The sequence below is a fragment of the Paenibacillus sp. 01T431 genome (assembly GCF_056398625.1).
Genome location: NZ_JBFTPT010000002.1, coordinates 538,942 through 552,268 on the forward strand (window position 1 = coordinate 538,942; position 13,327 = coordinate 552,268).

Below are 13,327 nucleotides of genomic sequence, written 5' to 3' on the forward strand. Positions count from 1 at the left end.
GAGGTGCGTACATGAATAAGGGAAAGAAACGGACGATATTGATGATGCTATGCTGTCTTATTGCAGCATCATGCCTTTACGAAACCATGTTCAGGAGCGAGATGGAGGCTGCGAACGAGAGTCAGAAAGTGAAGAAAGATAACCACGAAGTGACTATCGCTTCCGAAATGAGCGCACTTCCGGGTGGAATGGGTATGATTGCTGAGAATGAGTATCTGCAGCTATTTATCGATAAGAAGACGACTGAGGTCAGTGTGAGGGAGAAACGCAACGGGCAAGTATGGTCGACCAATCCCATTGATCATGCCAAAGATACGATTGCAACGGCAATTAATAAAACCAATCTAGCCTCACAGCTGATTATTTCGTATTTCAATGACAAAGGGCATGAGTCCTTTATGAACAATGAAGAAGAGAGCATTAAGAAGAATCAGTTTGAGATTGCTCTCGTTGATAACGGCGTCAAAATCACTTACGAAATCGGAAGCTCAGAGAAGGGTCTAAGTTCTATCCCAAAAGCTGTCGGCAAAGAACGGTTTGAAGAACGAATCTTGAACAAAATTGCGGATGAAGCCGTTAGAAATAAGCTTCGTACTCGTTTTTTCTACAACGAGGAGAAGCAGCAGTATGAGCGCAAAAAAATGCAGGATTATGTCGTAAAGGACGTCGTGGCAGTTCTTGAGTCCATCGGCTATACGGCTGAAGATGCACAAGAGGATAACCAGATGGGGGAGAATGGGGATCAGGCAGAAAATGTAGCACCTCGATTTACTATCCCGCTTATCTACCAGCTTGAGGGTGAGAATCTCATTGCACGAATTGCAACGGATGAGGTGATGGATTCGGACGCATTCCCTCTTCATACGATGCAATTACTTCCATTTTTCGGAGCCGCTGATAATGAGGCTGAAGGTTATATGTTTGTGCCGGATGGATCAGGAGCACTCATTTATTTGAACAATAACAACCATGCAGCACGTGCCTATGAGGTTCCGCTGTATGGCATCGATCAGACACCGCTGCAAAATTCGAAAACTGAGGTTCAATATACACAGGTTTCTAGATTTCCTGTTTTTGGAATGAAGCAGGAGAATCACGCGATGTTTGCCATTATTGAACAGGGCGATGCCCAGGCAACAATAACGGCGGATACGAGCGGCAAGCTGAATAGCTATAACCGGGTAGGTGCCACTTTCAAAATGAAAGATATGGAACCAGTTGTGTTTAGAACGGGCTCGGTTACCAAGCAGGTTCCTAAATACTCGGAGATGTATGATAGTGGTCTTCAAATTCGCTATGCTTTTTTAGAAGACTCTTCTGCTGATTATACGGGAATGGCTAATTACTACAGGGACTATCTGATTAAGCACTATGGCTTGACTCGGCAAAAAAGCGGGGGCGACACGCCATTCGTTCTGGAGTTAATCGGCTCAATTCCAGTTCGTAAAAACTTTCTAGGTATTCCTTATCCATCTACCGAAGCGGTAACCACCTATTCACAGGCGATAGAAATACTGGAGTCTTTGCAGCAACGTGACATATTCCAAATCCAGCTCAAATATTCAGGTTGGTTTAACAAGGGCGTTCAGCACAGGCTGCCTTCATCGATCAAGCTGGATTCTATTCTTGGTGGAAAACAGAAGTTTGAGAAATTATTAAATTATGCAGAGGAAAACAATATCGAGGTATATCCGGACGTTGCTTTTCAGAGAGTTTATGAAAATGGCAAGGGCTTTCAAGCATCAAAAGATGCCACGCGCTTCCTTAATCGTAAATCTGCTAAAAGCTTTGATGATGATATTGTAACAACCAATCCTTCAGATATGCTCTACTATTTGCTCTCACCTCGTAAATTGACGGGCGTGGTAGATAAGTTTCTGAAGAACTATGAATCATTTGACTCCGATGGCGTTTCCTTACGTGATTTGGGAGAGGATTTAAACAGTGATGTTACCTCTCATGAAACCGTTAACCGACAGGAAGCCATAGGGATTATAGGTGAAAATCTGCAGAAGATTAAAAAAGTAACCGGGAAAATCATGCTTAGCGGAGGGAATGCTTACACATTGCCGTATGCGAAGACGATCGTAAATGCTCCGCTCACGAGCAGTGAATTTAATATTGCTGACGAAGATGTGCCATTCTACTCTATGGTTTTGCACGGATATGTGGACTATGCCGGAACGCCTATAAACCTCGGCCGTGATCAAGATCAGAGAACCGCCTTGCTAAAAACGCTGGAGACAGGATCCAATGTATTTTATCAATGGTTTTACGCACAGCCTACTATGATTCGTGATACGAAGCTGAACAGCTTATATTCTCCGCATTATGGAGACTGGTTTGAGGAGGCCGTTCAACTATATAAGGAATCCAATGCCATCTTAAGGGATGTGCAGGATCAGACGATTAAGGGCCACCGCAAGTTAGCTGATGAAGTATTCGAAACAACGTTTGAACAAGGCAAAAAAATAATAGTGAACTACAATAAATCAGCGGTAACAGTAGACGATATTTCTATTGAAGCACAGGGTTACCGCGTGATCGGCGGTGGATTATGATGAAGCGTAAAAGTCCGACGCTGCAGCAGAAAAAGTCTAGACTAGGCATTCTTTTTGTAACTCCTTGGTTTCTAGGCTTTGTTTTCTTGTTTAGCATTCCACTGTATAAGTCCTTTCTGTATAGCTTAAATACGCTAATTCTTGGTAAGGGTGGCTTCGATACCAAATATGAAGGATTTTTATTTTATAAACAGCTATTTATGTCGCATCCAACGTTCAATCGAACGCTGATTGAGGCAATTTCTGATATTTTGATTAATGTGCCGTCTATTACGATATTTAGTTTATTTGTCGCAACGTTGATTAATCAGAAATTTAGAGGGAGGGTATTTGCGCGAGCTGTATTCTTTCTTCCGGTACTTCTTGCAGCCCCCGTGCTATCACTGGAGAACAGCTCCGAGATGGCATCCATTGCCTCAACGATTACGGGTTCTTCAAGTGAGGATGGAGGCTTTGCTTTTACTAGCTTTGAGCTTCAGCGAATGCTGGTTGAGGCGGGTGTAGGTAATGGGATTATTAGCTACATTACAGGATCAGTCGATCGGATTTATGAAATTATCAGCTCATCTGGTGTGCAGATACTGATATTCCTTGCAGCGCTCCAATCGATCTCACCATCTTTGTATGAAGCAGCGAAAATTGAGGGGACGACCGGCTATGAAGCGTTCTGGAAAATTACTTTCCCGATGCTTAGCCCTATTTTACTGACGAATATCGTGTATACCGTTATTGATTCCTATAGTACAAACGCATTAAGCCAGATGATAACGGATACGGCGTTTCAAACACTTAATTTCAGCCTCAGCGCAGCGATGGCGTGGGTATACTTTCTTATCGTATCCGTCATTCTACTTGTGACTATGACACTCGTTTCACGCAAAGTATTTTATTACGATTAACAAGCAATGGGGGGGATACAGTGAAGCTGGCCATCCGTTCAAGCGCAACAGCTTGGAGAGAACGTGCAAGGCGATTCAGCCTGCTTAATTGGAGTAAGCATTGGAGCTGGGTGACTGTTCGAACGATACTCGTGATCGGTTTTTGCTTTGTGATTTTATATCCGCTATTTTTCAAACTATCGGTGTCGTTTAAGGATCGTGTGGATTTGTATGATACAACCGTACTTTGGATTCCGAAAAACTTCACATTGGATACGCTAAAAATTGCCTTTGAGGCGCTCCGCTATCCGAAGACATTCATGAGCTCATTTACGATTGCGGGAGTTTCGACTCTCCTGCAAGTGATTTCCTGTTCTCTGGCGGCATTTGGATTTGCGCGATTGCGCTTTAAAGGGAGTAAGATTTTATTCGGGGGCGTTATCTTTACTATTATCGTGCCTGTGCAAACGATTATGATTACAACTTATCTCAATTATCGTTACTTCGATGTATTCGGTCTTATCGAGTTGTTCACTGGACAGAAGGGGATTAATCTTCTGGATAGCTATTGGCCATTTATTCTTCAATCTGCTACCGGTATGGGAATAAAGAGCGGTTTGTTTATCTTCATTTTTCTCCAGTTTTTCCGAGGCATTCCTATGGAGCTGGAGGAGGTTTCTTACATTGATGGATGTACCGTTTTTCAATCGTTTTACCGCATCATGCTGCCTAATGCCATTCCATCGATCGTTACAGTTGTCTTATTCTCGTTCGTGTGGCAGTGGAATGACAATTATTTCGTCTCTCTATTCCTGACATCAACAGATGTATTATCGACCAAGTTGCCTGTCATGTGGGCTTCCTTCTCTATGACGGACCCACTCTATGCCTATATGGTTAAAAACGCGGGCGAGCTGCTGTTTATTGCACCGATCGTACTTTTGTATATGTTTGCACAGCGCTATTTCGTAGAAAGCGTAGAGCGCAGCGGATTGATCGGGTAAATGATCAATGAAGTGTTTAGTTATCTACGCAAAAGACTCGAGCACATACCATCTCAGAAAACACAACGGTCCCAACCAAATTAAAATAAGTAAGGGGGGAGCCGGCATGCTTTGCGAGCATGCCGGCATTTTTATATGAAAGCTGTTATTGCATTCGTTATATTATCTCTGTTCATTCTCTATTTTTTGTTTCAGCCCAGCGTGGAGAGAACCTTACATATAGGGATCAAGTACTGCAAAAAAAAGGCATATGAGGCCGCGCATTTAGTAGCGCTGGATGGTCGCTTAACGGAAGAGGTCAAAGAGGAAATCATTGGTCAGCTAGAGAAAGCTTATTTTCGACGTGATAAAATTGATTTATAGGGTCCAGCTATTGCAGCTACTCGTGGGGAAATTATTGAAGTATCTTTACAGTACCTACAAGGTCCGCGCAAATTTTCAATCTGTTTGGTAGCGACGAGGAAAGAGATTACTACTACCCCATTACGATTATGAGCGAATATATTGAGGAACGGCCATGAAATGGGTAATGACGGTAATATTACTTACACCAATCTTGATATTATTTAGCGCTTGGAATCTATGAAGACAAAAGAAAACAAGCATCAAAAGATAGGACAGATTTGAAAAACGAAACCACTTATAAGTAAAGACAAGGATAAGGATAACCAGGATAAGCGGTATACTATCAGCTAGCCAATGAGATCGATCAGTGGGTGATAAGGCCATAAGACCAAAAATTAGGATGAAGATGAAGATCATTAATTTTAAAGGTTTATTTCGAGCAAAAGGAATGCTTGTACTTGTCCAATCCAGTCGTTCATTAGTCATGGGAATTTCACTCCTTACATTGGTGACAGTATGGTTCCCGGTTTTAAGAAAGTAAATACAAAACGCTGGCAAGTTATGAATCATCAAATCAAATTTTAATCACCGCAGCAAAAAAGAGTGAATAACGAAGACCGTGGGAGGTGCTAGATGCAAGAGAAGGTCATGTTGTGTTTTTTAAACGGGTAGCTGGGATAGTATTAACAGATTTATCCCAGACAACCCAATTGGAATAGAAGTCATTTAGAGGAGCCAGATGGTAAGTAAGTATAGATATGGTGGAGTAAAGACTTTAATTGCTTATTTGGATGAGGTTCCAGAAGCTCAAGCTCATTAAACGTACTTTTAATGCGGTTGCCTTTCAATCGAATGTACGGTTTTAATTTCTTTGATTTCTTCTTCATGCTAATCGCCAAGACCTCCTGAAGTTTATGATATTAGATTACTTTATGTTTAAGGATATTAGCTCGCTTGTGCATTCGCCAGTGACAGATAAGTTCAATGCCGGGAACATTGTGCTGGATAAGTAGGAAAACCATTTGAATATTGTAATACAACAAAAATCCTCGGCAAATATGGCTGAGGATAAGAGGGTAAATATAATCCTTTAGTGGGGTAAAGTGACAGTCAACAGTGAAAATAGTTGAAAATTCAACAGTTTCAATTCAACTCCGAGGTTATTAGCCTGATGGTTAAAAATGTATTTCATTAGCTGATTCGTTGAATATTGAATTACTATAGGACCCGTATTTAATGTACGGGACCTCTGAAACTAGATTGTCATTCTCTTAACGTTTGATGATAGCACAAATATAACATAACTTTTTTCTTCCTTTTATAAGCTTTAAGTTTTCACAATATGCACATTTCATAGGCACTCACCTCCTGAGTTATTATATCCGATGGTCGTTAAGGAATATACAGGTAAGTTGAACATTGAAGATTACGGGAGTAGCAAGCATGTTACATTAATCTCAAAGCAGTTTGAAAAGGAAATTTGTAATTACATGAGGAGGATTAAAAAACCTGCCCATTGGGCAGGTTGGCAACTTATTCTTATGCGTTAGCAGTCTCTGGTCGCTTTACTTGAAGTGGAGGAGGTATAAGCCAACCTTTTTCTTTGCTCAGTTCGAGTATTTTAACACCTAGTGCAGTTTTAGTAAGATGATATTTCGCAAATAAAGCTCCAATATCTTCTCTAATAGACTGACCCATAACTTGGCTACAAGCAACTAATCCAAGTGATGTGTCAGCAGCAATTTTAGCGGCAATTTCAGGATCAGAGAATCTTGCACCTACAGGGATGTCTTCGAGTTTAACAGGGGGTCTTTCAGGCATCATAGGTACGGAAGCAATTCCGTTATCAGTAAGCAATGTATCACATTCTTTAATCTCCATCTTTGCTTGATCAATGAGAGCATCCAGTATTTTTTTTAAGTCTTTGTCTCCAGCATGGTTTAAGTATGCTTGGTAACAGGATACAGCGCCTTTTGCTACAGTTGAAGCCTGCCAAACACTAAATATTTCACCGTAGTGCATTGGTTCATCCTTTGGATTGCCGCTTAAAATTCCCATTTGATTTGCTCCTTTTGATTCATTAATTTTTTGAACTGACTTAATATGCTTAACTACACAGAAATAATACGAATAAGGGTGAAATTCACAAAAATACGTGGAAACACTTCGAATTAGGCAGAAAAAATGAACGAAGCTATTTTGCACTCAAATGAACCCCCCATTAAATGCAGGGGTTCATGAAAAACGATTCTCTATTCTTGCTTAAGTACGTTCCCGATCTCGGCTTCTTAATCCGATTAAGCCCGTTAAGCCAAGCAAACCAAGCCAGCCCCAATTATTTCTTCTATCGTCTGTTGTCGCATTTGTCCGATAGTTGTTTGCATTCATACCCGTGTTATTTGCTCCATAGCCATCTCCATAGCCATTCATTTGATTAGTGGTTGTGTTGTTTGTTCCATAACTGTTCATACGATTATTATCTGTTGTCATCCTATCTACTTGATTTGATTGTTCCGCGAAGGCAGGGAAACACAGTGCGGATGATAGGATTGTAAAGGCAAATAGCAACGAGTAAATTTTTTTCATATTCACTAATTCTCCTTGTGTTCAAATTTTTTACGTTTATAAGTTTCCCTTACTGAAAAAAAATATTCTGCTTTTAAGTAACTCAATTAATACGATTGTAAGCGATGCGATAATTGCGGTATAAGAGAGCTGAGTTTTGAAAACCGCGACTTATGTATCTGTTGGATGGACGAAGTATCTGGATGAATATAGAAATACATCGAAAAATCCTCGACTGGCTAGGTCGAGGACGTTAAAGGAGTGTTCATTGTAATTATATGCGATTATTCAATAACTGTTCCTGAAATGAACACCTATAGAATAAAAAAGGCCTCCCAGAGGTTTGGGAGGGCTTGAGGGATTTAAATATGGTTGTCATATATTTTATGTACTGAAATCAAAAAGGTGATCATTAGGTGTTATTAATGAATCGAAGTAATTAAGGGAGGGCGATATGAAAATCAAGGAGCAAATGGAAGCTAAGTGGGACGAGACGGACTCTGTAAAAAAAGAACGGGAAAACCTGTTTGAAAACTTTGAAGCTAACAAAGCTAAAATAGCTGAGTGCACTACGAGGGGGAAATTTTGAAGCTACAGTACTTGTTCCTGAAGCGCCAACAACTAGACGAATTCGACCATACTTCCCCCGTCGTTTCTGAAAGTATAGACAGTGTTAAATCTATAAATGAAACATGTATTAGCCTCCTGCAAAAAAGACTTATTGAAGATGGATTCAGAGAACGTCTACAACGTGATAAACTTATTTAAGTTGACGAAGTCTGAATACAGTAATACATGGGAGGATTTAATGAGACGCTTAACAGAAGAAGTACAAACTGGATGCTTCGCTACACTGAGAAATTACAAGAGTACAATTGGGGAATTTGGTACATACTAGACTTTTATAATTACAAATTAGCAGTGACGCGTCTAAAACAATTTGAGGATGCAACGATCCCACGCCCAATAAATGAATGGCACGAAGATAAAGGCGAAGTATTGTGGTTTCATTTCCAATTGAGGAACCACCATATTATGGTTCGCCGCTTGACTCTGATTGGCCTGAATATCACACGCATCTTACGCCGCTTATTATTCCGGAAGAGCCGAATGGTTGAAGCTGAACATTAATACAAATGAATGATATCTAAGCGCGTATATTGTTGAACAATAGAATAATAACATGAAATAAATTTTGATAGCGAGTAGACCATATAGGTTTGCTCGCTATTTTCGTATATAAAATATCTCATGTTCACTTTTTGAATTAAAGGTGCTGAAATTCAAAACAAGTAAACTCAAGGAGGTCATCTATATGTACGAACTGAGTAAAATTATTTTTATGGCTATTGTCATTTTAGTTTTAGGTGGCATTGGATATATGTGTCTTCCATCAATAAAAAAACCGTCTCCAAAACGTCGTGAGATCCCTGTATTTATGGTCATTAAGAATTACATTAACTGAAGAACATATAGTAGGTCGGAAAATTCCATATAAACATGATGATGGAGAAAAAAATTATGACTTTCATGTTGTACTATGGACAGCTACAGATCCGCAAGCACTAAAGTACAACCCTGAAGAAATAAAGTCTGAGGTATTGAAGGTTTATCAAGATTACCGCAAAAAATATAATCGTGATCTGGATATCACTATATTATAGATTGAATACGGAAGGACATGAAGGGTACTGAGGTACTGCGGATGGCAAGCGGCTGTATCTTGGGAGAATGCCCTTACTGTCGTGAGTTGGTATGGGAAGACAGTTGGACGTTGGATCGATTCGACCGGATATGTTGCGTTGGCTGCCGAAGTAAAGCAGGGGCAAAGGCAGCAATGGAATCGAAGTTTAAAATCATGCAAGAAGCACTCGAAAGATTGAATAGCGAGTCAATGATTGCGACTGAAGCGTTATTTAAGGTTAAAGAAATTGACGGATAGCTTTGAATACGAAAGAACATAGGAGGATTCATATGAACGCAAAACAGGAGATTGAAGAAAACAGGATGGTCATAGCATTCCTGGAAGCTGACCTTCTAGCAACTCAGTCGGAAAATCAACAATTAAAAGCGGATATAAAATCGGCATGCGAGTCAAGAGAAATACAAACCCAAAAGCTTCGAGAACTGACAAGTCATTTTAATCTGAATGCAAAGCAAAACGAATAGTTACGAGAGGAATTGAAGCGTCTGCAAGGTATCGAGCAAGCTTTGCAAGATTTCTGCCAACCAAATGCAATGGCTCAGGACGTTTTTGAATGGTAGGTATCTACAACAGGATATCGATGAGAACAAGACTGAATACGGAAGAACATGGGGAGATGATTTGGCCAATGCAACAGGAGAGATCGTAGAACCACAAAACAGACAATCGATGGAGAGAAGGCGTTGTTAAATGTCCTGCTGTTGGTGATCGAATCTATATCGTTTGGCCGGAGAACGCAGATAACGGATACTCAGCTTATTCTCCACACGCAATAAATGCTTTGCAAATAAGCAAAGGTCAACTCAGAATATTTTAGATGAACATATGAGGTGTGAAAGTAGTATTCTGGTTATCCATATCCAATCAGGTATTAGTAACCTTATTGCATAGTTTTTTTCATTTAACTATTACCGACTGGACATGGGGAAAAATACATAATGGAAATAATTCTACAATTCAAAGATTAAGCAGGTTTACCTGTCAGACTGTTTTCAAACATATCGATTATAACGAGGAAATGTTCTGCTTCTCTGAATACATGATCCGCCAATAACGGATGAATAATACTTTTTATTCGACAGGCTTCAATGAGGTCACGAGCAGTCCTTTTAAAATCACGAAGCGATTTACCCGACACCTTGTTTTGATCAAGAAATTGGTCAAGTAACGGAACCGATTGCGATTGAGGACGCATAGATTCCAAGTCCTTTGCTTGAAATAGTAAGGTATCAAATTCTTGACTAAAATTATTTGCTTGTTCCACTAGCTTCCGTTCGGAAGGATCAAGTAAATGACTGATGAACTTGGCGTGATCAGCCATGATTCTTAAAAAGAAAACATTCTCGTCAATTATTGCATCAGGCAGCGGCTCTAACCGACCAGAATTTAATTCTGACAACCGATTTCTGAAATAATTCGCTTCTCTGCTTACATGATCGACCAACAATGGGAAGTTGTTTGCACCCGGAAGTTGACACGTCAGTATTAAACCAAGTACTTTTCTTTTGAAAGCCCAAATATATTAGACTGCAGTATGCACTTCTTCATTAAATCTTTTAATTACAGCGGGATCTGTTCCAAAGGTAAAGGCATTAGATTTATTTTCGATCGTTTCGAAGATGGCATAGAAATAGACCAAAACCTAACTTCTTCTAGAGAACGAGCGACAAATGACTGATCAAACAATGGCGGAATCCTCCCTCAAAGAAGTAATCTTTAAGAGTACTGTATGAATGGAAAACTTGTATTATTCCCTACCCAGGATTTTAATTTAGTAATGGGTGATGAATACTCAGTTTGAATACACAAATATGTGGAAAGTGTGAATTGTATTTGAAAGATTTGGATTTATAAACACCGTCTGATTACTGAAATGAAAGCAATAATCACCAACAAAGTGAACAATACCAGGATAATAAGCATAGTAGAACCATCAATAATTTCACCCATCAAACACTCGCCTCCCAATATTTAAAAAGCAATGCAGATTTGTGTGGATGACACTTTGGGGCTGGACGTTTGTTCTGCGGTGATTAGTGATCAAACTGAATATTGAAGATTTTGATATGAATTATTAGAACTCAAAAGACCCATAGAATGGGCCTTCTGAATAGATCGTATTTTATTTTTGTAAAAAGGTGAAAGTTGATCGAACTTCAAAATTAATACTCTCAGTAGTTGCAGCCTGTATTGATGCCTTCAACTCTTCTTTCATCTTTTCTATCTTCTCGTCTATCTTCTCTTTTCTCGTTGCGGCCGAGGACGCCACAACTACAAGCAATAATCACTAATAGAATGAAAAGCACCAGAATCGTACCAAGGTTATTGTGCATTATTCAATTTACCTCCTTAAGTCTTAGTGAATTGTAAAAGTTAGCGTACACAGTTTACGTCTATGGGATTAGTAATTGTCATGGTGGCGGAAGACGTTGCAGCTACAAGCGATGATTACTAATAGAATGAAAAGCACCAGAATCGTACCAAGGTTATTGTGCATTATTCACTTCACCTCCCTGTTTTTGACTACCATGTAGAGTATGTATTGATAGAATTGAGTGATTGGATGTTTGTTCCTGAATGATACTAGCCTTATATAAAAGGATAGGACAATAAGTGTGAACGATTTATGAGACAAAGTTGAATGAATATCCAAATACATGAGGGGGATTGAATGTGAACTTCGATTGCACAAATTGCAAAGCGTCATTTGAAATTTTAGATACTGATCACCTGATTGATATCAGTGAGCCAGCTGTTAGGTATTGCCATATTTGCGGAAAAGAAACTTGTGTAGAGACATGATTGATTATAGGTGCAACTAAGAAATAGGTGGTGTTGGGATGGAAATGATAACGCTTGAGGAATGTTTAGCACCGCCATCGCAGAACAGGAAGGCGGTAATAACAAAACGGGGAATGACATTTGAATGAGCACGCTGTGGTAATATGATGCCTAAGTTATATATAAAGGATTTTCGGAAGGCAAAGGGGTCTTTAAACCAAATTTGCGAATGCAGCTGTAATAACCGTATTATTCAAGGTTTTGGTTATTCATGGTACGACTACGAAGCAGCTCAGGAGAGAGAACGGAAGTACAGAGGATTATGGAAAGAGGAATGGATGGTAAAGCCGGTGCGGTTTGGCCTTTGATTATCTGAATAAGGGGTAAGGGTATTAATGGCCAACAATACGTGTACCAGTATCCTGCGACTTTCTTTCAAAACTTGATGAACGTGAATTTTCTGCTCATCTCCACAAATACGAAAAGTGATCGCCTAAAAGTCCTGAAGATCCTCGTAGACAAGCTCATTAATAACGAAATTGATATACACCTTTATCACTTTGGGCTTTATCTGCTCAATCCGTACGCAGGAGCAAGGCAAAAAGAAGAAGATGCCAAGGCGGCAGGAAAAAGACGATCTGACTTTATGGATACACTGCCACTATATGAACTCAAAGATAACGATTCGTTTATATCCGAAGTTTGGTCTGGTCTGATAGAGCGTCGCTATCCGGATGTTGGGAAAGAGATAGTACGCGTACCACCATTCAATGAAATTAGGATTCTATTTACACCAAACCAATACCAATTTGGTAATCATACTGGATTGTATTACTCAGATGCGGACTGGTTGGAGCCCGTTCCAAGCTATGAACTTAAAGTGAAAAGATGGGTTGGGGAAAAAGATCCGATGATACCACAATCAAAGAAAGAGGGGGTAATCGAGGGATCGATTACACTTGGTCATAGCGGCGAGGGAGGACTTCGACATTTCGTCGGCCGTGAGCCTGTGTATGCAGGCAGTTACATCGAAATTAAATTTGGAGACGGTTGGATTCCTGGTAGGTACGAATGGAGCTTTGAACAAGGCAACCCAATTCGTATTCACTCCTCGCGTCATAGGATACCTTGTTGTAAACTGATTTGCTTGGTGAAAGTTAAAGAATCGCATAACTGCTATTTGTCCATTTATCAACCAATATCCATTTGCTCATTCGGTTTACGCCTTCATATCGATACACTTTCTCTTCTACAAAACAATGAATATCTGTCCCCATTATGTTCCTCTAATTTATTGAGATTTCTCCATTAAAATGTATTCAAGATATTTCCACGTTAGCCTGCCCGTTAGTTCAATAATTGAGATGAACGGTATGGTCCTATGCTGATGTATCCATAAACGTTGATATATAAGCACTTATAGGCATTTACAAAGACAAATAGATAATACTGTGCAATAAAAAAGCGCCAAATTATGGGCGCTTTTTT

14 protein-coding genes and 1 pseudogene are annotated in these 13,327 nt (G+C 39.8%); 9 read left to right on the forward strand and 6 right to left on the reverse strand.

All coding sequences use genetic code 11. The annotated features are described in order from the left end of the window. The first annotated feature begins 11 nt into the window (after window positions 1-11). The 4 genes from AC1DM9_RS04880 (at window position 12) to AC1DM9_RS04895 (ending at window position 4,806) form a co-directional block, all read left to right on the forward strand. A complete protein-coding gene (locus AC1DM9_RS04880) occupies window positions 12-2,561 on the forward strand; it encodes a DUF5696 domain-containing protein (protein WP_477578847.1) in 2,550 nt (849 codons plus the stop codon). Next, window positions 2,558-3,460, forward strand: a complete 903-nt coding sequence (locus AC1DM9_RS04885) for a carbohydrate ABC transporter permease (protein ID WP_477578849.1) — start codon at window positions 2,558-2,560, stop codon at window positions 3,458-3,460. Before AC1DM9_RS04880 ends, AC1DM9_RS04885 begins: the two co-directional genes overlap by 4 nt. A 20-nt stretch (window positions 3,461-3,480) precedes the next feature. After that, the gene (locus AC1DM9_RS04890; protein ID WP_305953938.1) at window positions 3,481-4,443 is read left to right on the forward strand and encodes a carbohydrate ABC transporter permease; all 963 of its coding nucleotides are present in this window, start codon (window positions 3,481-3,483) and stop codon (window positions 4,441-4,443) included. A gap of 135 nt (window positions 4,444-4,578) precedes the next feature. Next, window positions 4,579-4,806: a hypothetical protein gene (locus AC1DM9_RS04895; protein WP_477578851.1), complete on the forward strand. Its 228-nt coding sequence runs from the start codon at window positions 4,579-4,581 to the stop codon at window positions 4,804-4,806. Between the two features lie 126 nt (window positions 4,807-4,932). On the opposite strand, the gene AC1DM9_RS04900 is transcribed toward AC1DM9_RS04895, so the two are convergent. The 3 genes from AC1DM9_RS04900 to AC1DM9_RS04910 all read right to left on the reverse strand — a co-directional run bounded on the left by AC1DM9_RS04900 (window position 4,933) and on the right by AC1DM9_RS04910 (window position 7,374). Further along, complete coding sequence (locus AC1DM9_RS04900) at window positions 4,933-5,274, reverse strand: DUF2238 domain-containing protein (RefSeq protein WP_477512553.1); 342 nt, start codon at window positions 5,272-5,274, stop codon at window positions 4,933-4,935. Between the two features lie 1,053 nt (window positions 5,275-6,327). Continuing rightward, the gene (locus tag AC1DM9_RS04905; RefSeq protein WP_477550222.1) at window positions 6,328-6,846 is read right to left on the reverse strand and encodes a DUF3231 family protein; all 519 of its coding nucleotides are present in this window, start codon (window positions 6,844-6,846) and stop codon (window positions 6,328-6,330) included. Window positions 6,847-7,050: 204 nt separating this feature from the next. After that, window positions 7,051-7,374, reverse strand: a complete 324-nt coding sequence (locus AC1DM9_RS04910; RefSeq protein ID WP_339207494.1) for a WGxxGxxG family protein — start codon at window positions 7,372-7,374, stop codon at window positions 7,051-7,053. 433 nt (window positions 7,375-7,807) lie between these two features. On the opposite strand from AC1DM9_RS04910, the gene AC1DM9_RS04915 reads away from it, so the two are divergent. From AC1DM9_RS04915 to AC1DM9_RS04930, 4 genes are all read left to right on the forward strand, one after another. Continuing rightward, window positions 7,808-7,942, forward strand: coding sequence for a hypothetical protein (locus AC1DM9_RS04915; protein WP_477512968.1), 135 nt, complete (start codon window positions 7,808-7,810; stop codon window positions 7,940-7,942). A gap of 726 nt (window positions 7,943-8,668) precedes the next feature. Next, window positions 8,669-8,818, forward strand: a complete 150-nt coding sequence (locus AC1DM9_RS04920; protein WP_477552109.1) for a hypothetical protein — start codon at window positions 8,669-8,671, stop codon at window positions 8,816-8,818. A gap of 216 nt (window positions 8,819-9,034) precedes the next feature. Next, complete coding sequence (locus tag AC1DM9_RS04925; RefSeq protein WP_477578853.1) at window positions 9,035-9,295, forward strand: hypothetical protein; 261 nt, start codon at window positions 9,035-9,037, stop codon at window positions 9,293-9,295. A 32-nt stretch (window positions 9,296-9,327) separates the two neighbouring features. Then, on the forward strand, window positions 9,328-9,522 hold the full coding sequence (locus AC1DM9_RS04930; protein ID WP_477552108.1) for a hypothetical protein: 195 nt from the start codon (window positions 9,328-9,330) through the stop codon (window positions 9,520-9,522). A 500-nt stretch (window positions 9,523-10,022) separates the two neighbouring features. On the opposite strand, the pseudogene AC1DM9_RS04935 reads toward AC1DM9_RS04930, so the two are convergent. The 3 genes and pseudogenes from AC1DM9_RS04935 to yjcZ all read right to left on the reverse strand — a co-directional run bounded on the left by AC1DM9_RS04935 (window position 10,023) and on the right by yjcZ (window position 11,555). Then, window positions 10,023-10,744: pseudogene (locus AC1DM9_RS04935) on the reverse strand (DUF2935 domain-containing protein). Between the two features lie 485 nt (window positions 10,745-11,229). Beyond that, window positions 11,230-11,391, reverse strand: a complete 162-nt coding sequence (locus AC1DM9_RS04940; protein ID WP_477512966.1) for a hypothetical protein — start codon at window positions 11,389-11,391, stop codon at window positions 11,230-11,232. Between the two features lie 68 nt (window positions 11,392-11,459). Beyond that, complete coding sequence (gene yjcZ, locus AC1DM9_RS04945) at window positions 11,460-11,555, reverse strand: sporulation protein YjcZ (RefSeq protein WP_477512965.1); 96 nt, start codon at window positions 11,553-11,555, stop codon at window positions 11,460-11,462. A gap of 726 nt (window positions 11,556-12,281) precedes the next feature. Here yjcZ and AC1DM9_RS04950 point away from each other — a divergent pair. Then, window positions 12,282-13,151, forward strand: coding sequence for a hypothetical protein (locus tag AC1DM9_RS04950; protein ID WP_477578855.1), 870 nt, complete (start codon window positions 12,282-12,284; stop codon window positions 13,149-13,151). Window positions 13,152-13,327 lie beyond the last annotated feature (176 nt).